Below are 24,620 nucleotides of genomic sequence, written 5' to 3' on the forward strand. Positions count from 1 at the left end.
GCGTCACGGTGCCTTGGCCTTTGTCGTCCAGAGTGACTGGTTTACCAATCGGCTTGCCGGTCTGGTCCTGCACCTGCACGGTCGCGCCCGGCTTGCCGGTGACCACTACATTGCCAGTGGCTGGATCGACAGTGCCCAACTGCGGTGCCAACAGCGGCACATCAACGTTGGTGGCAGGCGACTGCGTGTCACCGTCCTTGACCACCACACCGACCTGCTGGCCGCTGGTGTTGCCCGGCAGCGTTACGGTGCCTTGGCCTTTGTCGTCCAGAGTGACTGGTTTACCAATCGGATTGCCGGTCTGGTCCTGCACCTGCACGGTCGCACCTGGCTTGCCGGTGACTACTACGTTGCCAGTGGCTGGATCGACAGTGCCCAACTGTGGTGCCAGCAGCGGCACATCAACGTTGGTGGCAGGCGACTGCGTGTCACCGTCCTTGACCACCACACCGACCTGCTGGCCGCTGGTGTTGCCCGGCAGCGTCACGGTGCCCTGACCGTTGTCGTCCAAAGTGACTGGGTTGCCAATCGGGTTGCCGTTCTGGTCTTGCACCTGCACGGTCGCACCTGGCTTGCCGGTGACCGGCAATTCCCCAGTGTCGGGATTTAGCGTGCCCAGCGTAGGCTTCATCAGCGGCAGGGTGAGTGCTACGGAAGGATCAGACTGAAGGCCATTCTCCGTCTGAGTCGTGGTGATAGTTTGATGACTGGCGCTTGAAGGTAGCTCGACCTGCACACGGCCATCATTACCCAGCGTGCCGGAGGCAAGTACCTGACCACCCTCCCCCTTGACCTCAAATGTAGCGCCAGGGCGGCCCTGGATAGCGAGCTTGTTGGCCTGGGTATCGAAACTGATCACAGGCGCAGACGGTTTGGTAGCGCTGACAGCAGCGTCTGCGTTTGCGCCACCACCACCGCCCCCACTGCCGCCACTGTGAGTCGCCAACGCCACCACGCCGCCGAGCCCAAGTGCGCCAAGGAGCCACATGAAGGTGTTGTCACCGTCCTCCACAAGCAGCTCATCTACATTGGAAATCTCTTTTAAAGAAAGTGATGCCTGGCTTGGCTCATAAGTCGCGTGCCAGAATTTCCCTTCGTTTTCCAACACCAACTCATTGTGCAGACCGTCAGCCGCCACAACAAAAAAGCCCTTGAGCACGACCTGCTCACCGGACTTCAACACGATGACCAAATCGTCGCCAGCCCGCGAAGCAGACTTCAGCGTTTCAGGATTCAACGAAATCTTTACGATACTGGGGCTGCCAACGGTGGTGGAATTACCCGTTGCCTGCTCTACCAGTTTTCCAGATTTGATATCTATCAAACTAACCTGCGCCATACGTGCTTTCGCTCCAACTATGAGAAATCGGACTGAGCGCCCTTCAAACAACGTCGAGGGCTGGTCAGCCAAACCAATAACGTCCGGTCACACATGCGGTGATCGGACATTTACCGGTGCACATACTCGTGAGAAATTTCCTGCCAATATGTAGGACATTTCCCAGCAGCATCACGACTGACTCGAGCAGGCGTTTCAGAAAAAAGGAGAGAAAACTCATAGCGATCGTTGACGAGCCAGCCAACGCTGGCCCGTTTTTTTGACGTGACTATCGAGCGGAACTGATCAGTTGAGAGGGCTCCCAACCTCCGCCTAGCGCCTTGTATAGCTGGACTTGACTGTCCAGCTTAAGCAGTTGATCACTCAACAGCCTTTGCTCGGCCGTGAACAACAGTCGCTGGGCATCGAGGAGGGTCAAATGGCTGTCAACACCCGTTTCATAGCGCTGCTGCGCCAAATCGAAATAGGCGCGACTGTCCATCACCAGATCACGCTGGGCTTGCAACTGCTTGCCAAAGGTGCCCTGAGCTGCCAAGCCATCGGCTACCTCGCGAAACGCGGTCTGGATGCTCTTTTCGTACTGGGCAACGCTGATGTCTTTCTGGATTTCGGCGTAATCAAGGCTCGCACGCAACCGTCCTCCATTGAAAATCGGTACGCTGATCTGCGGGGCAAAGCTCCAACTGCCCTGGCCGCCATTGAGCAGGTCACCCAACTCACTGCTGGCCGACCCAGCCGTCGCAGTTAAGCGGATCGAGGGAAAGAATGCCGCCCGAGCTGCGCCGATGTTGGCATTCGCGGCCAATAACTGGTGCTCGGCCTGCAGGATATCCGGACGGTGGCGCAGCAGATCGGACGGCAGGCCCACGGGTATATCTGCCAGGACGGCGCCCTCCAGTGGCGTGCCATTGGGCAGATCATCCGGCAGGTTGGCGCCCAGCAGCAGCCGCAAGGCGTTGACGTCCTGGGCGACTTGCCGTGTGTATTGCAGCATTTGCGCCTTGGCCGTGTCGACTTGAGTGCGCGCTTGACGCACATCGAGCTCGGAAGACGTACCTGCCCGATGCGCCTGGCTGATCAGCTTCAGGCTGGCGCTGTAGCTATCAAAGGTTCTGGTGGTCAGCTCAAGCAACGCCTGGTCGGTACGCCACGTCAGATACGCGCTCGCCACATCGGCGATCAAGCCGATACGGATGCTGTTCTGTGCCTGTGCGGTGGCCAGGTAATTTTCCAGGGCCGCCGCGTTGAGGCTGCTGACGCGTCCAAATACATCCAGTTCATAAGAGGTGATGCCGACATTCAGCCCATATTGACTCTGAATACCGGCGCTCCCCGTACTCGACAGATCAGCCGGCAACCGCTGCCGGTTGCCGCTGCCATTCATATCCACAGAGGGAAACAGCGCCGAGCGCTGGATCCGGTATTGCGCACGATACGCCTGGACATTCAGGGCCGCGACACGCAGATCCCGGTTGTTCTCCAGAGCCACGGCGATCATCCGTCGCAGCCCATCGTCGCGGAAAAAGTCATTCCACAGCACACGAGGTGCATTGGCCTCGATCATGCCGGGCTGGGCATAGGCAGCCCCTTGCGGCCACGCATTTTCAGCAGGAACTTCAAGCCAGGACTTTTCCGGAATCAGGCTGCACCCCGACACGCCAAGTCCGATACAAACGCAGAGCGTCAATGCTTTAAGTCTCATGCTTGCTCTCCCGACGGGGCGTTATCCGGTGTTTTCTTTTTGTTCAAAAGGCCGGTGACGAACGTGTAGAACAGCGGCACGAAAAAGATCGCCAGGAAGGTCGCCGCCAGCGTACCGCCCACCACGCCGGTGCCGATGGAGTGCTGGCTGCCGCTGCTCGCGCCGACAGCCCGGGCCAAGGGCAACACGCCCATAATGAATGCAATCGAGGTCATGATGATCGGCCGCAAACGCAGGCGGGCAGCCTCCACGGCGGCTTCGACCAGCGTGCGTCCCTGGTGCTCATAAAGGTCTTTGGCAAACTCCACGATCAAGATCGCGTTCTTCGCTGCCAAGCCCATGGTGGTGAGCATCCCGACCTGAAAGAACACGTCGTTGGACAGCCCGCGCAGCAAGGTGGCGCACACAGCGCCAAGAATACCCAGTGGCACCACCAACAGCACCGACACCGGAATCGTCCAGCTCTCATACAGCGCGGCCAGGCACAGGAACACAATCAGCAATGACAGGACATACAGCATTGGCCCCTGCGCACCTGCGTGTCGCTCCTCATAGGACAAACCGGTGTAGGACATCCCGATGCCCGCAGGCATTTTTGCGGCAATACGTTCAACTGCCAGCATGGCATCGCCAGTGCTGTAGCCAGGTGCCGGCGTCCCCAGGAGTTCGATGGCAGAGATACCCCCGTAGCGTTCCAGCTTCGGCGAACCATACACCCACTTGCCCGTGGCAAACGCCGAAAACGGCACCATTTCGCCCTGTGCGTTGCGTACGTACCACTTGTCGAAGTCTTCAGGCGCGATGCGTGAATCCTGATCACCCTGCACATACACCCGCTTGACGCGGCCGCCGTCGATGAAGTCATTGACATAGGCCGAGCCCCAGGCGACCGACATCGTCTGGTTGATGTCGGCGATGGACACCTGCAGCGCCCGCGCCTGCTCATCATTGATGATGACCTGGTACTGCGCTTCATCATCCAGGCCGTTAGGCCGGGTCAACATCAACGTCGGATCTTGTGCCGCCAACCCCAGGAACTGATTACGGGCAGCCATCAGGCCGGCATGCCCGACATTGCCGTTGTCCTGCAGGAACACGTTGAACCCGGTCGAGTTACCCATCTCCAGGATCGCGGGTGGCACCAGGGCAATCACGTTGGCGTCTTTGATTGCGCCGAATTTCGCGTTCAAACGCTTGGCGATAGCAAATACCGATAGCTCAGGCGATGTACGCTCGGCAAACGGCCGCAAGGCCACGAACACGATCCCGCTGCTCTGGCCGCGACCGGCAAAGTTGAAACCATTCACGGTGAAGGCCGATGAAATACCAACGCCTTCGTCTTCCAACAGAAATTTACGCACCTGCCCCAGGACGTCTTCGGTCCGTTCTGCGCTGGCGTTCTGTGGCAGTTGCACCTGAACCGCCATGATGCCCTGGTCTTCGTCAGGCAAAAATGCCATTGGGATCTTGGTAAACAGCAACCCAGCTCCCACGGTCAATAACAGGTAAATACCCATGAAACGCCAGCGCCGCGTGAGGATGCCTTTGACGCCGCGCTCATAGCGCAGGGTGTTTTTTTCGAACGTGCGGTTGAACCAGCCAAAGAAGCCCTTTTTCTCGTGCGCGCCGGCTTTGTGCGGCTTGAGCAAGGTGGCACACAGCGCTGGGGTAAATATCAGGGCAACCAGCACCGAAAAGCTCATCGCGGCAATGATGGTGATCGAGAATTGCCGATAGATCACACCCGCAGAGCCACTGAAGAATGCCATCGGCATGAACACCGCCGAGATCACCAGGCCGATACCCACTAAGGCTCCGGAAATCTGGTCCATGGATTTGCGTGTCGCCTCTTTAGGCGACAACCCCTCCTCGGCCATGATCCGCTCGACGTTCTCCACCACCACGATGGCGTCGTCCACCAGCAGACCAATGGCCAGCACCATGGCAAACATGGTCATCACGTTGATGGTAAAACCAAAGGCGAACAACACGCCGAACGTGGCCAGCAGCACCACCGGTACCGCCAACGAAGGAATCAGCGTGGCCCGAACGTTCTGCAAGAACAGGAACATCACCAGAAACACCAGCACGATCGCTTCGAACAGGGTGTAGATCACCGACTTGATCGAGGCTGCCACCACGGGCGAGGTGTCGTAGGGGAATACAATCTCGACCCCTTCCGGCAGGTAAGGTTTGAGCTCATCCGCGGTTTTCTTGACCGCCGCGACCGCATCCAACAGGTTGGCACCGGTGGCAAGGCGCAACGCAAGCCCCGAGGCAGGCTTGCCATTGAATTGACTGGAAATGGAAAAGTTTTCTGCTTGAAGCCCCACTTCGGCCACATCTTTGATACGCACCTGCGAGCCGTCGGGATTGACCTTGAGCAGGATCTCGCGGAACTCGTCCACGGTGGTCATGCGCGTCTTGCCAATGATGGTGGCCGACAGCTCAATACCTTTACGTGCAGGCAAACCACCTAGCATCCCGGATGACACCTGGACGTTCTGCGCCGAGATCGCGCTCATGACGTCCTGGGGCACCAATTGATAGCTGTTGAGCTTGCCGGGGTCGAGCCAGATACGCATGGCGTTCTGTGAACCCAGGACTAAAAAGTCACCGACCCCCTTGGTCCGTGAAATAGGGTCCTGGAGATTGGCGACAATCAGGTTGCCCATGTCGAAGTCCGACATTCGGCCATCGGTCGAGACCAGCCCCAGAATCAACATGAAGTTGACCTGATACTTCACCACCCTAATGCCTTGGCGCTGGACCTCTTCGGGCAACATGGGGGTAGCCAGTTGCAGCTTGTTCTGCACCTGCACCTGGGCGATATCCGGGTCGGTGCCCTGATCGAAGGTGACGATGATCTGCATGCTGCCATCGGTGTTGCTGGATGAGGAGATATAACGCAACCCATCCAGGCCATTGAGCTGCTGCTCGATCACCTGCACCACCGTGTCCTGCACGGTCTGCGCTGACGCACCCGGGTAGGTCACGGTGATCTGCACGGCGGGTGGCGCAATATTCGGATACTGGTTGACGGGCAGCGAAATCACCGCCAACGCGCCCCCCAACATGAGCATCAAGGCGATAACCCAGGCAAAAATCGGCCTGTCGATAAAGAAACGGGACATGGGTATCAGCTCCCTTCGCCGGTCGTGGCGCTGAAGTCGCTGATCAACTCAACGTTAGTGGCCGGGCTGGCCTTGACCTTTGCTCCCGCGCGCAAGCGTTGCACCCCTTCGGTGACCACTTGCTCTCCAGCTTCGATCCCCTTGCCGACCAGCCAGGCATTACCCACGGTGCGCAAGGTTTGCAGTTCACGCAGCTCGACAGTCTCATCCGGCTTGATCACCCAAGCCGTGGCGACGCCCCGGCTGTCGCGAATGATGCCTTGCTGCGGCACCAGTTTGGCCGCCTCGCGCACGCCTTCCTTAAGTTGTGCATGGACGAACATCCCGGGCAGCAACTTACCGTTGGGGTTAGGAAACACCGCACGCAGAGTCACAGAGCCTGTGCCGGGATCAACGCTGACTTCAGAGAACTTCAACGTACCCGGCAATGGGTATGCACTGCCATCATCCAGGGTCAGGGTGACGTGTGCCTGCCCCGCACCCGTGCTCTGCAAGCTGCCAGACTCCAGCGCACGCTCCAGTGCCAACATGCGAGTAATGGGTTGGGTCACATCGACATAGATGGGGTCCAGCTGGTTGACCGTCGCCAGTTCCGTGCCCTGCCCGTTCGTCACCAGTGCACCTTCAGTGATGTTGGAGCGCCCGATCCGCCCGCTGATCGGCGACAGCACCTTGGTGTACTGGACGTTGATGCTGGCGACCTGAACATCGGCCTTGGCCTGCTTCCACGCCGCTTGCGCGTCGTCATGCTGCTGGCGGCTGATGGCTTTGGTTTCCAGCAGGCTCGCGTAGCGTTTGGCCAGGTTTTGCGCGGTGTCCAGGTTGGCCTGCGCGCGGGCCAGGGTGGCCTGATAGGTCGCCGGATCAATCTGGTAGAGCTGCTGCCCTTCCTTGACCTGAGCACCTTCTTCAAACAGACGCTTTTGCAGAATGCCACTGACTTGCGGGCGTACCTGCGCAACGCGATAAGCCGAGGTTCGCCCAGGCAGATCAGTGGTCATGACCAAGGACTCGGCCTTGACCGTATAGACCCCAACCTCCACCGGAGCACTGGCGGTCGAAACCTGTTCGGATTGATTACAGCCCACCAGTAACGCGGTGGTGAGCGGAAGAATATGTACAGCACGCGACGGCCATCTGAGCTTCACCAGAAGCACTCCCCAGGAAGATGAAAAAAAAGATACGTGAACCACGATAAGGTTCAGTGTATCACTATACGATTCACCAAAATCAATCTGTACTTTTCAAAAACCCTTGGCGAACGCTCAAACATCACGCAATCACGTGCGCCAAATGTGGTGATCACCAGGACCTGAGGGCGCTATCGGGTAAGATGGGCGCCCGGCAAAAAGGCGAGCGAATAAGACATGAGCGACGAGACACTCAAGCAGGAACAAAAAAACGGTGGCATTCAGGTCATTGCGCGGGCGGCCGCCATCATGCGTGCACTGGGAAACAACCCAAAGGGCTTGAGCCATGCGGCGATTGCACAAGCCGTCGACCTGCCTCGCTCGACGGTGCAACGGATCATTACCGCCCTGGAAGAAGAACGCCTGGTTGAATCCATCGGCCCACAGGGCGGCTTTCGGCTGGGGACCGCATTGGGCTTGCTGATCAACCAGACCCAGACCGACATCATTTCATCGGTTCAGCCCTTTCTGATCGAGCTTGGCCAGTTGTTGAACGAGTCGGTGACGTTGTCGTCCTTGATCGGCGACAAGGTGTATGTGATCGATCGAGTGGTGGCTGAACGGGAATTGCGCATTGTTTTTCCAATCGGCATCAACCCCCCATCGTTTGCAACGTCCAGCGGCAAGATACTCCTGGCCGACCTGTCATCTCAGGACCTCGAAGCAATCCTGCCAAAACAGCTGCCGGCGCTGACAAGCACCACGCTGAACAAAAAGGCCCTGCTGGCAGAATTGGAACAGATCCGTGTCAGCGGCATCGCCCAGGAAACGGAAGAGTACATCGAAGGTATTTGCTCCTACGCGACCATCATCCGCACCTACCTGGGCAATTTCTCCATCACGGTCGTGGCCCCGGCCTCGCGGGCAAAGGTTCATGCCGAACGTTTTCAGGCCGCGTTGCTCGAGACCAAAGACGCCATAGAACGTGTGATTGGCCGCCAACACAATTGAGCTACAACACCCAACTTGCCAGCCCTGGCTATCACGGCCGAGCGCTGAAAAAGGCGTTGCGATAAGCAATTGGCCTTTATTCTACTCGGTGGCTTTTTTGCGGCCCGGTTTCTATGGCGGCGCATTGACCAACTCCAACTTGAGCAAAGCCCTGGGAAATTTCCTACATAAGCTGGCTCATCCCCCCATGTATTTTTGGGGTTCCTCCTTTGAGTTATCTCATGGCCGCTCGCATCGATGTGCTCCACTTCGCGAAGCGGCTTTTTTACGCCTCTAACCTGCCTGCAGGAGATCATAGAAAGCCTGTCAGTTACACCGACGCAATAACCGCATCCCGGTATCGCCGAGAGTCGAATCCACGGCCGGCAAGAGTCCGAGACTCAACCTGACCCATTTCTCTCTCAGCGTTACAGCGTTTGCCCAGCCAGCGTTTCGAAGCAGCCTTACCGGGGGACTTGCAGCTGGCATGGGTGAACTCCTTTTCTAGTGAAGCATCGCCCCTCAACGCGAAGCAGCCAGATGCCGCTGGTTTGGCAGTGATGCGATCCGTGCGAGGACAGGAGACCGTGATGAGCACGCCACTTCCCTGCTACCACTGCACCCTTCCCGTGCCTGTCGGCAGCCCCTATACCGCAGTCATCCTGGGTACGACCCGCGAGTTCTGCTGCGCGAGTTGTCAGGCCGTGGCCCAAGCCATTGCTGCCAATAATCTGGAGGGTTACTACGGCCACCGCAGTGAAGCCTCGACCAACCCCGAAACGTTGGCAAAGCAGTTGCCGGATGAGCAAGTGCTATACGACCGGGCAGATGTACAGCAACACTTCGTCCAGCATGAGGGTGAGCTGGCCACAACTCTCCTGATGATCGAGGGCATCAACTGCGCGGCCTGCGGCTGGCTGATCGAAAAACACCTGCGCGCTCTGCCGGCGGTGGCTGAAGCGCGACTGAACTTGTCCAACCATCGCTTGAACGTGCGCTGGGATGACCAGCAGCTACCCCTGAGCCAGGTGCTTAACGAGATCAGACAGATCGGCTACGCCGCGTACCCCTATCAGGCCGATCATGCGTCCGAACAACTGGCCAGCGAAAACCGCCTGGCCCTGCGTCAGTTGGGTGTTGCCGGGCTGCTATGGTTCCAGGCGATGATGGCGACCATGGCGACCTGGCCGGAATTCAATTTGGATTTGAGCCCCGAGTTGCACACGATTTTGCGCTGGGTAGCGTTGTTTCTCACCACACCCATCGTCTTCTACAGCTGCGCGCCATTCTTCAAAGGCGCCCTGCGTGACCTGCGCACCCGCCACCTGACCATGGACGTCTCGGTGTCCCTGGCGATAGGGATCGCTTATATCGCCGGGATCTGGACCGCGATTACCGGAGTCGGCGAGTTGTACTTCGATGCCGTGGGTATGTTCGCCTTGTTCTTGCTCGCCGGACGCTACCTGGAACGCCGAGCCCGCGAGCGTACGGCGGCCGCCACCGCGCGCCTGGTGAATCTGCTGCCGGCCTCGTGCCTGCGCCTGGACGCCGACGGCCAGAGCCAACGCATCCTGCTCAGCGAACTGCGCCTGGGCGACAAGGTACTGGTGCATCCCGGCGCCATTCTGCCAGCGGACGGCAAGATCCTCGAAGGCCAGTCGAGCATCGACGAATCCCTGCTCACCGGCGAATACCTGCCGCAACCGCGCAGCCCGGGCGACGCGGTTACCGCCGGCACCCTCAACGTCGATGGCACGCTGACCTTGGAGGTCCTGGCCCTGGGCCAGGACACTCGCCTGTCCGCGATCGTCCATCTGCTGGAGCGAGCCCAGACCGAAAAACCACGCCTGGCCGAAATCGCCGACCGCGCCGCCCAATGGTTCCTGCTGTTCTCGCTGATCGCTGCAGCCGCCATTGGTTTGCTCTGGTGGCAACTGGACGCCTCACGGGCCTTCTGGATCGTCCTGGCAATGCTCGTCGCCACCTGCCCCTGCGCCCTGTCCCTGGCCACACCGACCGCATTGACTGCCGCCACCGGCACCCTGCACAAACTTGGCCTGCTGCTGACTCGCGGCCATGTACTCGAAGGCTTGAATCAGATCGATACGGTGATTTTCGACAAGACCGGCACGCTCACCGAGGGCCGCTTGACTTTGCGTGCGATTCACCCGCTGGGCGATCTCGACAGTCAGCAATGCCTGAGCCTGGCCGCCGCGCTGGAGAACCGCTCCGAACACCCGATAGCCCGAGCCTTCGGCCGTGCGTCGCTGGCTGCCGAACACGTGCTGAACATACCTGGGTTGGGTCTGGAGGGCCGAGTGGGCGAGCAACACCTGCGCATCGGCCAGCCAGCCTTCGTGTGTGACCTGAGCGCTTGTGCAGTTCCGCCGATGCCGAATGAAGCCGGCCAATGGCTGCTGCTGGGCGATAGCCAAGGGCCGCTGGCCTGGCTGGTCCTTGACGACCACCTGCGCAGCGACGCCCCCGCGCTGCTTGCCGCCTGCAAGGCGCGTGGCTGGACCACGCTGCTGCTGTCGGGCGACAGCTCGCCAATGGTTGCCAGCGTCGCCACCGAACTGGGCATTGACGAGGCCCGCGGCGGCCTGAGCCCGAATGACAAGCTGCAAATGCTGCAACAATTGCATCGCCAAGGCCGCAAAGTACTGATGCTCGGCGACGGGGTCAACGATGTACCGGTGCTGGCCGCTGCGGATATCAGCGTGGCCATGGGCTCGGCCACCGACCTGGCCAAGACCAGCGCCGATGCGGTGCTGCTGTCCAACCGCCTGGATGCGCTGGTGCAAGCCTTCCGCCTGGCACGGCGCACACGTCGGATAATCATTGAGAACCTGCTGTGGGGGGCGCTGTATAACGGCCTCATGCTGCCGTTCGCCGCCCTGGGTTGGATCACACCCATCTGGGCCGCAGTCGGCATGTCCATCAGCTCGTTGACGGTGGTACTCAACGCCTTGCGTCTGACACAGATGCCGCGCCAACGCTCCGGCCCAAACCCATGAAAAGGGCATGGAGCGAACCTCCCTGCCCTGGGTGCCGAGTCTCACTCAGCCTGTAGCGCGCCTGCCACCGTCGAGATATCAGCGATCAGCGCCATGGCGGATAATGCGGCTTGATGCACGTGCGGCGCTGCCGCCGCACAGGCATCGGCGGCCACCGTGATGGCATAGCCCAGGTCTGCTGCTTCACGTACGGTATTCTCGACCACCGAATGGGTAGCCACGCCCGCAACGATCAGGTGCTGGACGCCCAACATACGTAGCGTCTGCTCGACGGAGGTGCCCTTGAACGCGCTGATACGTGTGTGCGTCATCACGAACTCACGCTCGCTCGGCTGCGGCGCAAGCGACGCCAAGAACTGCGCGCCCCACTCTCCATTTCGCACCGCGCCCAATTCCACGGTCTTACGGAATATCGGCGTATTCCTCGGACAGTCAGCATAATCGGGGCGAAAAGCAATGCGCACATGCAATATCGGTAGCTCTTTCTCACGGGCGCCCGCAAGCAGTCGTCTGGCCGCCTCGATTACTTGGTCGCGCATCGGATCGTTCTCAGCCAACCCCACGCGAATGCGCCCCTTGGGGTGCAGCACTTCGTTCTGGTAATGCAAGGCAAGCACGGCAGTACGAACAGTCATGAGCTTCATTCCTTATCGGTATCATTGAGTCAGTCAGGAATGACTGCGATGGCTTCGATCTCAAACAACATACCGTCGAGTGCTAGACGCGGTACCGGGATCAACGTACAAGCAGGTTTTGTCGATGCGCCCCACACTTCGCTCAGCGCTTTGCCGAAAATCGCCAAGCGATCATGGTTGTGATCAACGATCAGCACGGTCAGTTTGGCTACCTGGTTGACCTGTGCGCCTGCCGAAGCCAAGGCGATTTGCAGGTTATCCAACGCTTGCCGTACTTGCATTACGTAATCGGCGGCCAGCTCCCCTTTGGCGTTTTCACCGCCCTGCCCTGAGATAAATACTAACCGCGCGCCCGAAGCAATTTGCGCCATGTGGGAGTACCCATTGCCACTCGGATCGTACAACCCCAATGGGTTTGTCAATGTCAGCAGAGGTGCGTGGGTGAAAAGGTCTTGCTCGTTGTGGTTCATGGTGTTCCCTCTGTACCACTTCATTGTGGTGTCTGAGATTGCTAATCACGAGTGGTGGTTATGGCTATCTGCACCTGCACACAAGCACGTTATTTGGCCGTCGATCTGTTGACTTTGCGAAGTACCATGAACACCCCCATAAAGGCGCTGATCAAACCACTGATAAGTCCGGTAATGCCATGTGCTATTGAATTATCCAGAGAGGAAAGAGGAAGAGGTAAGTTCTGATTGACCAAAAAAGACATGACGGCTGACATGGTTGCGCCGATCAGGCCTGCAATCAGCGATTCTTTCAAAATAACGTTCATAGCGGCGTCCCCTTTACGGTTTTCAAAAAGGCAAAAGCTCACAAGTACCCTGAAGGCACATCGTGATAGTTCCCTGGACTCACCAGGCGTGATCAGGCGAGGCGGGCCCTGCCTCAGTCGAGAGGTTCCGGCCTTTCAGAACTACTCCTGGCGAGACGTGGCAAACCAGGCGCGTGGCGAGCGCCCCTGGTCGGGCCCCAGACAACTGAAGCCACCATCGACGGGTATGTCCGCTCCGGTAACCCAGGAAGCCGTGTCAGAACAGGCAAATGCGACCACCGCGCCAACTTCCTCTCCCCTGCCGACCCGGCCGAGCGGGTGAAGCGCGGCACCAACCTCATCGGCCCGATCAATCGATCCCGCGCTGTGTTCGGCCAGCGTCGGCGACCATGTCCAGGCCGGGGAAACACTGAGACAACGTATGCCCCGTGGGGCAAGTGTGACGGCGATGTTCTTCGTAATCTGCAATAAGCCCGCCTTGGAGGCTGGATATACCGCCCGGCCCGAAGCACCGAACTTCCCCCCGGTACTGCCCAGATTGACAATGACGGAGCCCGGTCCCATGACGACAGCTGCCCGCTGGGCAAAAATCGCGGCGGAAACCAGGTTCACCCCTAACGTGCGGTGCCAGTCCTGCCTCGATGAATCAAGCCCCTGATCGAGATAGATACCTGCACAGTTAACCAGTACATCCACCGCACCAAAACGCTCAAGTGTGCGTGCGATACAGGTATCGATCTGCTCATCACTCTGCACGTCGGTCGCAACGAACAGGCAGGTTTTACCCAGCAGCCTAAGCACGTCGTCGCTCAGGCGAATGTCGGCCAACACGACCTTCGCGCCCTGACCAAGCAGCACTCTGGAGATATCCAGTCCCACCCCCTGCGCAGCGCCGGTGACAATCGCCACCTTGCCCGCCAGAGGACCTTTTGCGCTGGCGCCACCAACGCTCAAGGGAACACCTCGATGTTGGTGAAGACACTGTCGCAATTGACCAGGTCAACCCGTTTGAGTGCGATCTTGAAACCTTCGGGCGACTCAACCAGCTTGTGCACCACACGACCGGATAGATACCTCAGGTCGAGCCGGTATTCGCTGACATGCAGCCGGGAACTCACGATCAGCCGCCCTTCAACATCACGTCCCAGCACGCAGACATTGCTCACCACGCGACTGGTTCTTGTCGGCGGCTGTTGTGACCAGTTGCGCTCGTTGAGCAGACGCCGCACGCGCGTCTCACGCAGCATGGCGTTTTCCCAAAAAATTGAAATGTGCTCGTGAGGACTCGCCTGGTCGGGGGCTCGCGGCACCCAGTAGCGACCGTTTTCGACCCAGAGCGCCAGCCAGCCATCGAACGCTCGTTCATCAAGCAACGACGCTTCGCGAAACAGAAATTGCTCCACCTGGAAGGTCAGTTGTGCGTCCGGCAACATCGGTTGTATGGGTTCGATCGAGATATCGAGAAAGCCATCATTCAACACAATGCACCTCCAGCTGCTGTTGTTCTTTATGTGGTGTCAACAGCTCACTTTCCATGTACTGCAGCCAGGCAGCGAACTGATTGCGCATCGGCAGCTCGCTGGTGCCATTGATCGAGACGGCGCCATCGGGCAAGACCACATCCGTACCCGCATAACGGTGCTGGCTGATCCAATCGCCACCTGCCGTCGTATTACCGACCTGGCAGCGGCGATACACCTCGACATCGTCCGGCATGACGTTCGAAGACGGCGAGTTCACCACGTTGGCGTACGTGAGTGCCCGGTCGAACACTTCCGGCGGTGCGCCCACACAGCGGAAAACCTGGATCTCGACCAAAGTCCTGTCCACCGATACCGGGCGAATGACGCGAAACTGCTGGAACACATTGTGAGGAGAGCCACTCCCGTAAATGATCGTGTTATGCCGGCTCATTCCGAGGATTTCATGCGCCCGTTCTTCACCATAGGCCTCGCTCAAGCACGCGAAATGCCGACGTGAAACGTCATCGCGCGTAGCTGCGGCGGGATCGAAAATACCTTCCATGTAGCCATGGCCATAGTGATAGGCACGCAGCTCCAGTTTTTCCCAAAAGCTGTACGGCTCGCCGTTACCATCCTGAATCAACAACTCGAATGGCATCTCGCCGATTTCCTCGGCCTGCTCGCGCGCGGCGATCACCGAGGACTCATGGGTAACCGGCCCATGCATCGTGTCATGCAGGTTTTCGTAGAACATCTTCCAGTTCGACAGCTGCATTACCCGGAATACGCCGCCTGCCACCTCGACCTTGCCAATAGGCGAACGGTCGCAAAGGTTGTCGATCGAACTCGCCGCGCCTCCCAGAAACTCAACCAAGCCTGGGCCGCCCAGGCTCTGTTTGGCAAAGACAAACCCTCGGTAGCTATCGACCTGAGCCACCGGCACCATGGAAACCTCGGGGCTGGTCGGGTCGAAGGTCGTGCCCTCGAAGCCTGCACGCATGGGAGTGCTCAGCAATGAGCCATCCAGCTTGAAAGTCCAGGCATGATAGGAACAACGGAAGAACTTACCGACGCAACCCTCACCATCGGCCACCAGGTTGGCCCCGCGATGTGGGCAGCGGTTATAAAGCACGCTGATCTTCTGGTCATTGACCCGCACCATGATGACTTTCTGATCGCCAAGCTGGGTGGTGTGATAGTCACCAGTCTTCGGCACCTGGCTTTCATGACCCACATAAATCCAGGCCTGTCCGTAGACTCTCTGCATTTCCAGGGAAAAGATCTCGGGGTCGGTATAGACACGCTTGTGAACGCCATCTGGACGTACAAGCTGCCTCAATTCATCCGTGCTGATCATGGAGGGAACCTCTTGTGACTGGCTGATCGAAAGGCCGCTTAAAGCACACTGCGGGCTACGATTTTGCCGCCTCCTCTAACGATCAAATAGCCGAGAATCGCAAGGCACTATCCGTATTTCGCTCGACGAGAGAGGTAATGGCCAACTTCCTCCAGACATAAGGTTAAGTTTTTCGTCGGCCTGAGCCAGCACCAGTCCCGGGATCAATCACCGCAAGTAACCCTCACACAGGTTATGCGAAAGGGGCCGCCACCCAACGGCAACAGCCCCTCATGCAGTCAAAACGACAGCGATGCAGAGATCAAGAAGCTGCCAGGACAGCCTCTTCGATAGCCGCGACAGTCACCTCATGCCGATCGGCAATGCGGTTCAACCCATCTTGAGAAATGGACTCGACAGCTTGCTTCGACACAATTTTTGCACCGCAACTCACGCGAGGGTGCACGTTCAAGGTGAAGATATCTGATCGGGAATAATGTCCGACAGTATCGATGATCGCCTTGGCGACCTTGATGTTGTGCGCCTCACAGGTGGCATAGACAATGGTGTCGCCATAGGTCGGCGGGGTAATCGGAACCCCAATCGGTGAATAGATCGCGCTACCGCCTTGCGCATAGTCGATATTCAAGGTGTCACGCAGCGCGAAGTCCTCGGGGAAATCGCTTTGCGTGATGTAACCGCAGGAACCCAATACAAAAGCGCCAGATTCAGAAGCATGGTTGCGACAACTGGAGTAGCCCCAGAAACTTTGCCCATCGGCATCCAACTCTTCGAGTCTTGGCCCTGTGTGCAACGTAAACGCCCCCGGAAATACCGACACATGAAAATCTTCGCCTTGTGAAATCAGGTGGGCACGGGCCAGTGTTATCAGGTTTTCTCCACAGATCAGACCACTGATACGACCGTAGTCCGTCTCAAAGCTTTGCAGATCGCTTCCATCGCCACGACCCCAGACGGTGCGTTCTGCGAAGGTCGGCATGATCTTGCGGTGCCGCCCAAGAATCCGACCGTGGTTATCAATGTACAGCAGGGTGTTGTAAATGGTGTGGATCGCTGGATGGGGGTCCATTTCGTTACAACCGATCACGACTACCGCATTCGCTCGCGCAGCAGCAGCACATAGCTGGGCGCACTCTTCCTGGCTGATGACCAAAGCATTGTCGAAAAACTTGCCGCGTACATCTACCCAATCACCAATGCGTGACTCCCAGCCTTCCCCCCAATAAGGATATCCGGCAATCCAAGCCTCGCTGAACACAACGATCTGAGCGCCTTGAGCGGCCGCCTCAGCGATTTTCAGACAGGCTTTTTCGATGGTGCGGTCACGATCGAGGAAGACCGGAGCCGTCTGCACGATAGCGACTTTTACTTCAGCGTGACCATTTAGAACTTTTTTTGTAGGCCTCATATAATTTCCTCGCTTTGCACGGTTGTAGGTCGCTGCACATCTGAATTACCGATTATCGGCCCCCTGTTTTTAAGACTTTCGTTCCAAACCATTGTTATGGCTAAAGAGCAATACATAACCGTACTTTCAAGTACGGAGGGCAAGATTGGTCAGAGTCTAGGTAGCGGCAAACAGGACGGATAGCCGGAAATCGCAATCGTGCATTGCGAAATTATCCGTTTCTGGCACTGGCAGAAAGCTGTCGAGCGTGACGTTGAATTTCTTTATTGCCGCTGAACGTAATTCGAACTGTACCTCACGTTTTCTGGCTCATTGATCAGCATTGGAGACAACAGGGCGTTGCGTTCGCCGTCGTATGCTCCAAAGCCGCGTCCTGGACTACTGGAGTGGATCTAGCTGTTGATGATGGTTTCGGTTGCCTGGAACCAGACCAGAGGCACTTGCCACACGCGAGAATTTTCGCGCACTGATAGCAAGCCCCCTCACCAACGGGTTTATCCCATCGGCCAGGTGCAGCCAAATCACGACGGCATGGGACTCTTGTGCAATATCACCGTGTCGCTTGGAAGCTCACCAAACCGATCCTTGTAGTACGCGGAAAACCGGCCCAGATGGCCGAAGCCGACCGCCAGTGCGATGTCCGTAATGCTGTACTGTGACCGGGCCTGGATTTTCCGGCGGGCCTCGTCCAAACGGATATCGCGCAACCACGTCATTGGGCCTACCCCAAACGCTTTCTTGCAGTAGGTATGCAGTGACCGCGAGCTGATTCCTGCCGCCCGAGCCAGATCCTCCAGCGATATCGGCGCCCATAGATGAGACAGGCTGTACTGCCGAGCCGCCTCGAGTGGCGAAAGCGTGTGGGCCTGGGCGAGCGCCGTATTGCAGACTACGCTATCGGGTTGCCTTCGCGCCTGGGTCAGAAGCAGCAACGCGAGGCCGATCTCCAAATACTCCAACCAGGCGGGATGACAGTGACCGAAGCCATCGCCCTGCCCCGGCCCTATCTGATTGATCAGCGATTGAAGGAGATTGCACCACTGCGCCGCCACATCGCTGTCAAGCACAGAAATAGGGGCGAAACCCTCCCATTCATTCACGCTGCTGAGCGGGGTACCAAGGCGCGCCGCCGCATCCTTGGCAAAGGCGTTGGGCACCCGAAGAATGAGCTGCTCGCAATGCTCGCTCCAGCGAAAGCAGATCTCGCGTCGTGGAGCGAGAACCGCAACCTGGCCGGGACCGATGGACGAGGTCTGGCCATCACTTTTGATGACCGAGCGCCCTCGCAGAGGTACCTGCACCAAGATGAACCCATCAAACACTTCAGGCCGGACTTCAACTGCAGGCCCGTAGCGCAGAATCATCAGCCTGAGGTGCCGGGTATCGACGCTGTACAGGGCCGAGTCCACCTCACCTGCGCTCCAGCTCATCATATGGTCATTGAGTGCAAAGCTAAGATGCTTTTGAAACTCCACCGCACAGTGGGACTGAAAGACAAGATTTTTGTATATCCGTGACAAGTCGAGTGTTTGAAAAAATGCGTTCATCATGGCTCTCACGGCAGCAAGAGAAGGTTTAACTTGCGCGCTCAAGCACCGCGCGCATCATCAAAGGTTTTCACTCGAGGCCCAGCGCCGCATCAGCGTGTTCGATGGCAGCGATTCATCGATCAGCTTCTTGGCTGTCTCGATACCTGCGACGGGCAGGCCAACCGGATCCAGCAAGCCGATTTGCACCAGCACCGACGCTTGATCCCAGTAAAGGTGTTCGTGGCAGAGCTTGTCGCCTCTGAAATTGATGACCCCAAGCATGGGGATTTCCACATACTTTCCAGTAGGGGCCACCCCTGGCAGCATCCAGTCGATCTCGGTGGTGTGGGTAAAGCACATGATGAACTCATCGACGACCTGAAACGCACCGACGGTGCGTGAGATAGGGATCGAACGAATGTCCGGTGGATTTGCGTGAACAAAATGATGCTCATAGAAACGTGAGAGCTGTTTACTGCCAACCCCACCTGTCAGAGTCGGGATGTGATTGACGTAGGGCTCCTTTACCATGGTGGCCATGGTCGCCGGTACGTCACGCGTGACGAACTCGTGATGAACGTGCTGATCCCAAAGATGCGAAAGGTTGTATTCAGGGCCGATGTATTTTTTCAACGCTCCAATTGTCCGCCCGTGAGCCATATGGGCAGACGATTTGTGATAGTGCTCGCTGCCCAAACGCGCGAAGGCATGGTCAGCCTCTGGGTATGTATAAAGCTCCACCCCTTTGCGTCCAGCCAAACCTGCAGCAATTCGGGTTCTGGCCTCGACGTCACAATAACTGTCCAGCTCTGCGTGGTGGAGTACCAACCCTCCCTGCAAGGCGTCCGCTTCGTCAAGAAAACCTTCGATGCCCATACCGTAATAACCGATCGATACCGCAAGATCGGTACGGGTTGCTGCCAGAAAAGCCAGCTTCCCTCCCAGGCAATACCCCACGTAGCCAATACTTGGCTGGTCGACTTCGTTGAGTTCACGAAGGGCGTCGATTGAAGCTGCAATGTCATCTACAGCCTTGTCCAGATCCAACGAACCATTCAGCCCCAACGCCTTATCGAAGTCTTTAGGGGTATAGCCCAGTTCTACGCCAGGCTCCAAGCGCCAGAACAAATCCGGGACGAGCACCACATACCCCTCTTCGGCGTACATATCCGCGGTCTCACGCATGTTGGCGTTAACACCAAATATTTCCTGCCCCAACACGAGGCCAGGGCCGTTACCGCAGGCCGGCACGGACAAATACGCCTTGAAAGCCCCTTCGCCATGACGAGCCTGAATATTAATATAGTGCCCCATCAACAAAGTCCTCATACAAGCATGCAATGATAGTTTTTATATGCACAGCGCTCTGAGTTGCGCTGCTTTCGGGTAGACGTTCGTTTGCAATTTGAATACGTTGATCAGGTCAGGCGAGTCCCTGCTGTTTTCGCTCAAGCACACGCTGAATGGCAAAACCGGTATCCCTGTAGTGTTTGGCCAAGAGTGCGCAGGCAAGGTCTGTTTCTCTCGCCAGGGATGCCTCGAGCAAAGCCAAATGCTCTTTGTCTACCCCCCTGACATGTTCATCTTTCATAGAGGCTAAACTGGGCCTTCTATACCGCTCAGTTTGAGCATATAGCTGCGTGGAGTATGTGAGCAGCCAGTCAGAACCACACGAGGAGATCATGCTGTAGTGAAAATCCTTGTGTCGCTGCTCAAGAAGTTCAGCATGCTGAACCATGTCCAGTTCATCAGGACTCGGCCTCTGCCGTGCCAGGCACAGCGCAGCGTATGCCTGAGTCAAGCGCCCCTCCCACGCTGCATCTTTACGCTCAATCGATTTACGTAACGCCTCACAGTCAATGAGGATTCGGGTATTGATTGCATCCCACATCTCGGGGATAGAAATCGCGAGCACCCTGAATCCCTTCGAGGGCGCCAGGAACACTAATTTTTCGGCTTGTAACCTAGTGAGTGCTTCTCGGATAGGCGAAAAACTTATGCCGTATCGTTCTCTTAAAGCTTCCAGCCTCAGAGCCTGACCCGGCTCGAACACTCCGCAGATAATGTCTTTTCTCAGTCTGTTGTAGGCCTGCTCCCCCAGCGTCCCCTCATTGACGCCAGCGCTTTTACCTTCCGGGACGAGAGACAGCTGAGGTTCTTCATCTAATGAGTTCATGCTAGTTCCATTCGGTTACCGGCTCCGCTCATACTGAACGGTGCCGTGTTCACATCCATCGGCCCATCACGTTATCAGTATCTGCCAGATAAAAGAGAGCCACAGCCAGGCGCAGATGTTTTTAGGCCGAGCTGTTTCAATATCATGTAGGTCGTTGCAATCGAGGAGGAAATGACAGGTAACCCTGTACGGTCCTCAATCAACTGGATGGAAGGGAGTGACGGCATTTGCACGCAAGCAGAGCCGACGATGGCATCGACGCCATCGACTTTAAGTTTTTTGGTGATTTCAGCCGGCGCATAGGGATTTAGCAGGCCTACTTCAAGGTTATCGGAGATCTCCAGGGAAATACTGTCGACAACCTCAATCCCTTCATGTTCAAGATAGTCGATCACCAAGCTAGTCAGCGGCTTCATATAGGGTGTCAGAATGGACACTTTTTTAGCGTTCAACGCTTTTAGCCCTTGCACCAATGCGCCTGCACTTGTGACGACGGGGGCCGGGCCACCATTTTCAACAGTTCGTTGATGAAGACGCGCCTCGGAAACACGGTGGTAACCAACCCCCATACTCATGATTGCAACCAGGCAAGCATATCCCAGCACATCCACGCGCGCGTCGGACAACTCCAACGCACATCTTTCGCTGTCCGAGTCCATCGCCGCCAGTTCTTCTTTAGTGACACGCATCATCCGCATGCGGCTGGAGTGAAAGGTAAATCGCTCTAACTCCACTCGCTCACGAGCCTGGAGAATCGCAGGGATTTCAGTCTCCATAGTGGTATTCGAGGAGGGGACTATTTGACCAATACGGTAGATACGTTTGTCCATTACTCTGTCCCCTCTTTACGATTGTCAGTTAGAACATCTTCTTCGCGCTTGACTGCATGCGCTGTCAAATTGTCGAAAAACGTAGCGGCATTCAATGCGCGGCGATTCACTTTCAGGTCAAAGATATCGAAGCGATTATAGTGCCCGGTAATATCATGCATTTGCCGAGGCTGAATGCAGCGTGACAAATCAATATCGGCATACACAATACCCTCCTTGTCGATAAGCGGGTCGCCGATGACTCGGCCGTCCGGACCTAGAATGCCGCTAAAAGCACTATTTTTTCGGGCGAGTAATTGACGCGCTTGCGGGTGCGTCTCGGCCATCGCTTCGATTATTTCTTCCGACACCGTAGAGCACGAAACGATGGTGAATACCTTGCCTTCAAAGGAGTGAGCAGCTGCGCGCAACTTGATAGCTTCGGCCATATCGTAATCCGAGGGGGCTACAGGCAGGGCGATATAGCTTGCTACATGCACTAGCTCGCCTTGAGCAAGGAGACTGAACCTCGCCAACGTATTGGTGTTCTCACCACACGCCAGCGCCCCCAGTGGCCCGATACTCGTTTGGTGGACCTTAAGAGACGAAGCATCACCATTTGACCACGTGAGTTTCTCCGCCCACGTTGGAACCAGTTTCCGATGCCGCCCCAGAATCTCCCCTTCGTCAGAGATCGTGACGACCGTGTTGTATAGAGTGCCAATTCCAACTGGACTACGCTCGTTCACACCGATGACAACATTTATGGAGTTCGCGCGCGCGGCACGTTGGATTCGTTGAATTTCCGGTCCAGGGATTTCAATAGCTGATTTGCAAAGTTTTTCAAACCAAGGACTTCCTTCCACTGGATTCATCAACCAATTCCAGTAGGGATAGCCGGGAATGAACACCTCGGGAAACGCTACTAATTTTGCCTCTTCGCGAGCGGCTTCGGCGATTAAGTCACATGCTTTCTCTACCGTGGCGAGAGTGTCCAGGAACACCGGAGATGCTTGAACCGCTGCTGCTTTAAAAGCATTTAATTTGAGCATCATGCACCTCGACTTGTTTTATACGGCGACCACGGGATTGCGCAGATATCCAATTTTTTCGATTTCAGCCTCGATGGTATCTCCGGGCCATACCCACTCTTGCGGCGTCCTGCCCGCCCCAACGCCTTCTGGTGTCCCCGTGGCAATGATGTCGCCAGGCTCCAGGGTGATTGCAGCGCTGATATCGGTGATCAACTGTGGGATTTTGAACAGCATGTGGCGGGTATTCGAACGCTGCTTGACTACGCCGTTGACCCGCAGACTGAGATCGAGTGTGTGGGGGTCAGGGATTTCATCAGCCGTGACGATGCACGGCCCGAAAGGAGCATAGGTATCCTGCCCTTTGGAGTAGATCCATTGCCCTGCCCGCCGGCAATCACGGGCACTCATGTCGATCATCAGGCTATAACCGAACACATAGGTCAGCGCTTGATCATGGGTGATTTTTTTTGCCGTACTCCCGATGATGACTGCAAGTTCCACCTCCCAATCAAGCTGCTGCGTGATCGCCTTGTTGTGTTCAACGGCATCACCCGGACCAATGACGGCGGTCGGGGGTTTTGAAAAAATCACCGGCTCCGTGGGCAGCTCCCGCGATGTATCCAATGCCTTGCTGGACTCGGCGACATGCTCGACATAGTTGAGGCCGATACCAAAAATATTCTTCTTGGGTCTGGGAATTGGGGCCAGTAACTTTACGTTTTCGAGTGGTATCGAAACGCCCATTGGAAAGTTTCCTTCGAAAACGCTTAACAAAGCCGTAGTAGTTTTTATTGCAGAAGGCCCCATCTCAATAAAATCGAGCATATTATCCGGGATAGGGTGGCCGTGGATGTTTCCTAACTTACACAGATCTACAACGTTGCTACCCACCAATGCCCCTAAGCGGGACGCAGCATTAACAGTTGGACGAAACGTGACTAAACGCATACAAAACCCCTTGAATTTAAATGATAGGTGCGCCCCCGGAAGACTCAGCGCTGATAGCCGTCGTTATCCATAAATGCCTGTTCTCGGTAAAAGTCGAACGACTCCATAACGGGAAGGTCATTGAAACAAAATAGGCAGGCATCTTCGTCGTTTGAACTATTGCTGTGTTCATGAAACGCCCAGGAAGGCACGCAAAATATATCTCGCTCTTTCCAGTCGAAACGCTCTCCATTAATGATGGAGTAGCCATGCCCCTTGGCAACTTGATAGATAAAGCTGCCTGTATGCCTGTGTGCCTTGCCTCGAAAGCCCGGTGCGAGGCGCTGCATACTCGCACCTATGGTCGACATCACATGCCCCCCGGTAACCGGGTTTGTGTAATGCATGAGATGGCCATCGAAGGCATTGGCCGGCGCCGCTTTCGCGTAACGCAAAAGCGAGTTGTAGGTATCTGCCCAACTGTATTTAAACAATGGTGAATACGGTTTGTCCCACATTACGTTTTGCGGGCGCAAGCCAGCCCCACCCCATAGACCAATGGAGTCATCCACAGGCGCGGTAACCGCTTGTGCCAAATCCGGGTGCACCTTGTAAAAACCGGCCTCCAGTGCGTTGGTCAATGGAATATCCAGACCATCTTGCCAAATGCACGTAGTCCCGGTGGCCTCAACACCATGTTCATGCCAGGAGCCATTTGGAGTGAGCACGACGTCATTGGTACCGAGTGTCATCTTGTGACCGTCAACAATGGTGTAGGCCCCTTCTCCTTCCATGATAAAGCGCAGTGCGGACGCGGAGTGTGCATGAGCCGAGGCCGCCTCCCCAGGACGCATGACCTGCAACCCGGAGTACAACATCCCTACGGCCGCCGATACATCCTGCCTGCCGGGGTTATTGAGAAAGACCACCCGGCGGCCTGCCTTCTCAGGCGTTACAAGCTCGACTGAACGCAGCACATGAGACTTGAGATCGCTATAGCGCCATAAAACCGGAACCGAAACAGACTTGGGCTCCCACGGCTCTATCTTGTTAGCTATCGTCCAAAGCGCCCCCGCCTTGAGTCGCTCCAACTCACTGTAATACGCCACTAACTCAGGGGTGTCCTCCACATCAGCACGCCCTGCAACCGTCTCGCGATGCGCATCATATTTCTGGTCAGCCATAGCTACAT

At 56.8% G+C, this 24,620-nt stretch carries 20 protein-coding genes; 2 read left to right on the forward strand and 18 right to left on the reverse strand.

From position 1 onward, the window contains the following. From E4O97_RS25815 to E4O97_RS25830, 4 genes are all read right to left on the reverse strand, one after another. Positions 1 to 1,339, reverse strand: a 1,339-nt coding sequence (locus E4O97_RS25815) for an Ig-like domain-containing protein (RefSeq protein ID WP_248162657.1), incomplete at its 3' end; no start/stop codon positions are given. A 268-nt stretch (positions 1,340 to 1,607) separates the two neighbouring features. Further along, positions 1,608 to 3,041 carry an efflux transporter outer membrane subunit gene (locus E4O97_RS25820; RefSeq protein WP_248132747.1) on the reverse strand — a complete coding sequence of 478 codons (1,434 nt, stop codon included), beginning with the start codon at positions 3,039 to 3,041 and terminating at the stop codon, positions 1,608 to 1,610. Beyond that, positions 3,038 to 6,175, reverse strand: a complete 3,138-nt coding sequence (locus E4O97_RS25825) for an efflux RND transporter permease subunit (RefSeq protein WP_078820924.1) — start codon at positions 6,173 to 6,175, stop codon at positions 3,038 to 3,040. The genes E4O97_RS25820 and E4O97_RS25825 overlap by 4 nt, the downstream gene beginning before the upstream one ends. A gap of 5 nt (positions 6,176 to 6,180) precedes the next feature. Next, a complete protein-coding gene (locus E4O97_RS25830; protein WP_282443269.1) occupies positions 6,181 to 7,266 on the reverse strand; it encodes an efflux RND transporter periplasmic adaptor subunit in 1,086 nt (361 codons plus the stop codon). 276 nt (positions 7,267 to 7,542) lie between these two features. On the opposite strand from E4O97_RS25830, the gene E4O97_RS25835 reads away from it, so the two are divergent. Further along, positions 7,543 to 8,316 carry an IclR family transcriptional regulator gene (locus E4O97_RS25835; protein ID WP_078820926.1) on the forward strand — a complete coding sequence of 258 codons (774 nt, stop codon included), beginning with the start codon at positions 7,543 to 7,545 and terminating at the stop codon, positions 8,314 to 8,316. 569 nt (positions 8,317 to 8,885) lie between these two features. Continuing rightward, positions 8,886 to 11,312 carry a heavy metal translocating P-type ATPase gene (locus E4O97_RS25840; protein ID WP_078820927.1) on the forward strand — a complete coding sequence of 809 codons (2,427 nt, stop codon included), beginning with the start codon at positions 8,886 to 8,888 and terminating at the stop codon, positions 11,310 to 11,312. Between the two features lie 41 nt (positions 11,313 to 11,353). On the opposite strand, the gene E4O97_RS25845 is transcribed toward E4O97_RS25840, so the two are convergent. The 14 genes from E4O97_RS25845 to E4O97_RS25910 form a co-directional block, all read right to left on the reverse strand. Further along, complete coding sequence (locus E4O97_RS25845; RefSeq protein ID WP_248162659.1) at positions 11,354 to 11,947, reverse strand: cysteine hydrolase; 594 nt, start codon at positions 11,945 to 11,947, stop codon at positions 11,354 to 11,356. 29 nt (positions 11,948 to 11,976) lie between these two features. Continuing rightward, a complete protein-coding gene (locus tag E4O97_RS25850; protein ID WP_078820929.1) occupies positions 11,977 to 12,417 on the reverse strand; it encodes a RidA family protein in 441 nt (146 codons plus the stop codon). An 89-nt stretch (positions 12,418 to 12,506) separates the two neighbouring features. Beyond that, entirely contained in the window at positions 12,507 to 12,725 is a 219-nt protein-coding gene (locus E4O97_RS25855; RefSeq protein ID WP_078820930.1) for a hypothetical protein, read from the reverse strand. 141 nt (positions 12,726 to 12,866) lie between these two features. Next, positions 12,867 to 13,679 carry an SDR family oxidoreductase gene (locus E4O97_RS25860; protein ID WP_078820931.1) on the reverse strand — a complete coding sequence of 271 codons (813 nt, stop codon included), beginning with the start codon at positions 13,677 to 13,679 and terminating at the stop codon, positions 12,867 to 12,869. After that, complete coding sequence (locus E4O97_RS25865; protein WP_078820932.1) at positions 13,676 to 14,206, reverse strand: aromatic-ring-hydroxylating dioxygenase subunit beta; 531 nt, start codon at positions 14,204 to 14,206, stop codon at positions 13,676 to 13,678. Before E4O97_RS25865 ends, E4O97_RS25860 begins: the two co-directional genes overlap by 4 nt. After that, a complete protein-coding gene (locus E4O97_RS25870) occupies positions 14,196 to 15,545 on the reverse strand; it encodes an aromatic ring-hydroxylating dioxygenase subunit alpha (RefSeq protein ID WP_216091120.1) in 1,350 nt (449 codons plus the stop codon). The genes E4O97_RS25865 and E4O97_RS25870 overlap by 11 nt, the downstream gene beginning before the upstream one ends. A 301-nt stretch (positions 15,546 to 15,846) precedes the next feature. Next, complete coding sequence (locus tag E4O97_RS25875; RefSeq protein WP_216091119.1) at positions 15,847 to 16,953, reverse strand: carbon-nitrogen hydrolase family protein; 1,107 nt, start codon at positions 16,951 to 16,953, stop codon at positions 15,847 to 15,849. A 521-nt stretch (positions 16,954 to 17,474) separates the two neighbouring features. Beyond that, positions 17,475 to 18,503: an AraC family transcriptional regulator gene (locus tag E4O97_RS25880; RefSeq protein WP_078820935.1), complete on the reverse strand. Its 1,029-nt coding sequence runs from the start codon at positions 18,501 to 18,503 to the stop codon at positions 17,475 to 17,477. Positions 18,504 to 18,560: 57 nt separating this feature from the next. Next, the gene (locus E4O97_RS25885) at positions 18,561 to 19,796 is read right to left on the reverse strand and encodes a dienelactone hydrolase family protein (RefSeq protein WP_078820936.1); all 1,236 of its coding nucleotides are present in this window, start codon (positions 19,794 to 19,796) and stop codon (positions 18,561 to 18,563) included. Positions 19,797 to 19,905: 109 nt separating this feature from the next. Beyond that, positions 19,906 to 20,658 (reverse strand): GntR family transcriptional regulator, encoded by a 753-nt coding sequence (locus E4O97_RS25890; RefSeq protein ID WP_078820937.1) that lies wholly within the window; start codon positions 20,656 to 20,658, stop codon positions 19,906 to 19,908. A gap of 74 nt (positions 20,659 to 20,732) precedes the next feature. Beyond that, on the reverse strand, positions 20,733 to 21,488 hold the full coding sequence (locus E4O97_RS25895; protein WP_078820938.1) for an Asp/Glu racemase: 756 nt from the start codon (positions 21,486 to 21,488) through the stop codon (positions 20,733 to 20,735). Then, entirely contained in the window at positions 21,488 to 22,522 is a 1,035-nt protein-coding gene (locus E4O97_RS25900; RefSeq protein WP_248162661.1) for a carbon-nitrogen hydrolase family protein, read from the reverse strand. The genes E4O97_RS25895 and E4O97_RS25900 overlap by 1 nt, the downstream gene beginning before the upstream one ends. 15 nt (positions 22,523 to 22,537) lie before the next feature. Beyond that, positions 22,538 to 23,449: a fumarylacetoacetate hydrolase family protein gene (locus E4O97_RS25905; protein ID WP_216091118.1), complete on the reverse strand. Its 912-nt coding sequence runs from the start codon at positions 23,447 to 23,449 to the stop codon at positions 22,538 to 22,540. Between the two features lie 44 nt (positions 23,450 to 23,493). Continuing rightward, positions 23,494 to 24,612, reverse strand: coding sequence for a cupin domain-containing protein (locus E4O97_RS25910; RefSeq protein WP_078820940.1), 1,119 nt, complete (start codon positions 24,610 to 24,612; stop codon positions 23,494 to 23,496). Positions 24,613 to 24,620: the final 8 nt, after the last annotated feature.

The organism is Pseudomonas sp. W15Feb34 (assembly GCF_023127765.1).
Taxonomy (GTDB): Bacteria; Pseudomonadota; Gammaproteobacteria; order Pseudomonadales; family Pseudomonadaceae; genus Aquipseudomonas; species Aquipseudomonas synxantha_A.

Bases quoted from the DNA above. Each gene is read 5' to 3' on its own strand.
- E4O97_RS25820 (WP_248132747.1), bottom strand. From the start codon at position 3,041: ATGAGACTTAAAGCATTGACGCTCTGCGTTTGTATCGGACTTGGCGTG.
- E4O97_RS25910 (WP_078820940.1), bottom strand. From the start codon at position 24,612: ATGGCTGACCAGAAATATGATGCGCATCGCGAGACGGTTGCAGGGCGT.
- E4O97_RS25885 (WP_078820936.1), bottom strand. From the start codon at position 19,796: ATGGGGCACTATATTAATATTCAGGCTCGTCATGGCGAAGGGGCTTTC.
- E4O97_RS25855 (WP_078820930.1), bottom strand. From the start codon at position 12,725: ATGAACGTTATTTTGAAAGAATCGCTGATTGCAGGCCTGATCGGCGCA.
- E4O97_RS25835 (WP_078820926.1), top strand. From the start codon at position 7,543: ATGAGCGACGAGACACTCAAGCAGGAACAAAAAAACGGTGGCATTCAG.
- E4O97_RS25825 (WP_078820924.1), bottom strand. From the start codon at position 6,175: ATGTCCCGTTTCTTTATCGACAGGCCGATTTTTGCCTGGGTTATCGCC.
- E4O97_RS25875 (WP_216091119.1), bottom strand. From the start codon at position 16,953: ATGAGGCCTACAAAAAAAGTTCTAAATGGTCACGCTGAAGTAAAAGTC.
- E4O97_RS25850 (WP_078820929.1), bottom strand. From the start codon at position 12,417: ATGAACCACAACGAGCAAGACCTTTTCACCCACGCACCTCTGCTGACA.
- E4O97_RS25905 (WP_216091118.1), bottom strand. From the start codon at position 23,449: ATGCGTTTAGTCACGTTTCGTCCAACTGTTAATGCTGCGTCCCGCTTA.
- E4O97_RS25870 (WP_216091120.1), bottom strand. From the start codon at position 15,545: ATGATCAGCACGGATGAATTGAGGCAGCTTGTACGTCCAGATGGCGTT.
- E4O97_RS25840 (WP_078820927.1), top strand. From the start codon at position 8,886: ATGAGCACGCCACTTCCCTGCTACCACTGCACCCTTCCCGTGCCTGTC.
- E4O97_RS25845 (WP_248162659.1), bottom strand. From the start codon at position 11,947: ATGACTGTTCGTACTGCCGTGCTTGCCTTGCATTACCAGAACGAAGTG.
- E4O97_RS25895 (WP_078820938.1), bottom strand. From the start codon at position 21,488: ATGGACAAACGTATCTACCGTATTGGTCAAATAGTCCCCTCCTCGAAT.
- E4O97_RS25890 (WP_078820937.1), bottom strand. From the start codon at position 20,658: ATGAACTCATTAGATGAAGAACCTCAGCTGTCTCTCGTCCCGGAAGGT.
- E4O97_RS25880 (WP_078820935.1), bottom strand. From the start codon at position 18,503: ATGATGAACGCATTTTTTCAAACACTCGACTTGTCACGGATATACAAA.
- E4O97_RS25900 (WP_248162661.1), bottom strand. From the start codon at position 22,522: ATGATGCTCAAATTAAATGCTTTTAAAGCAGCAGCGGTTCAAGCATCT.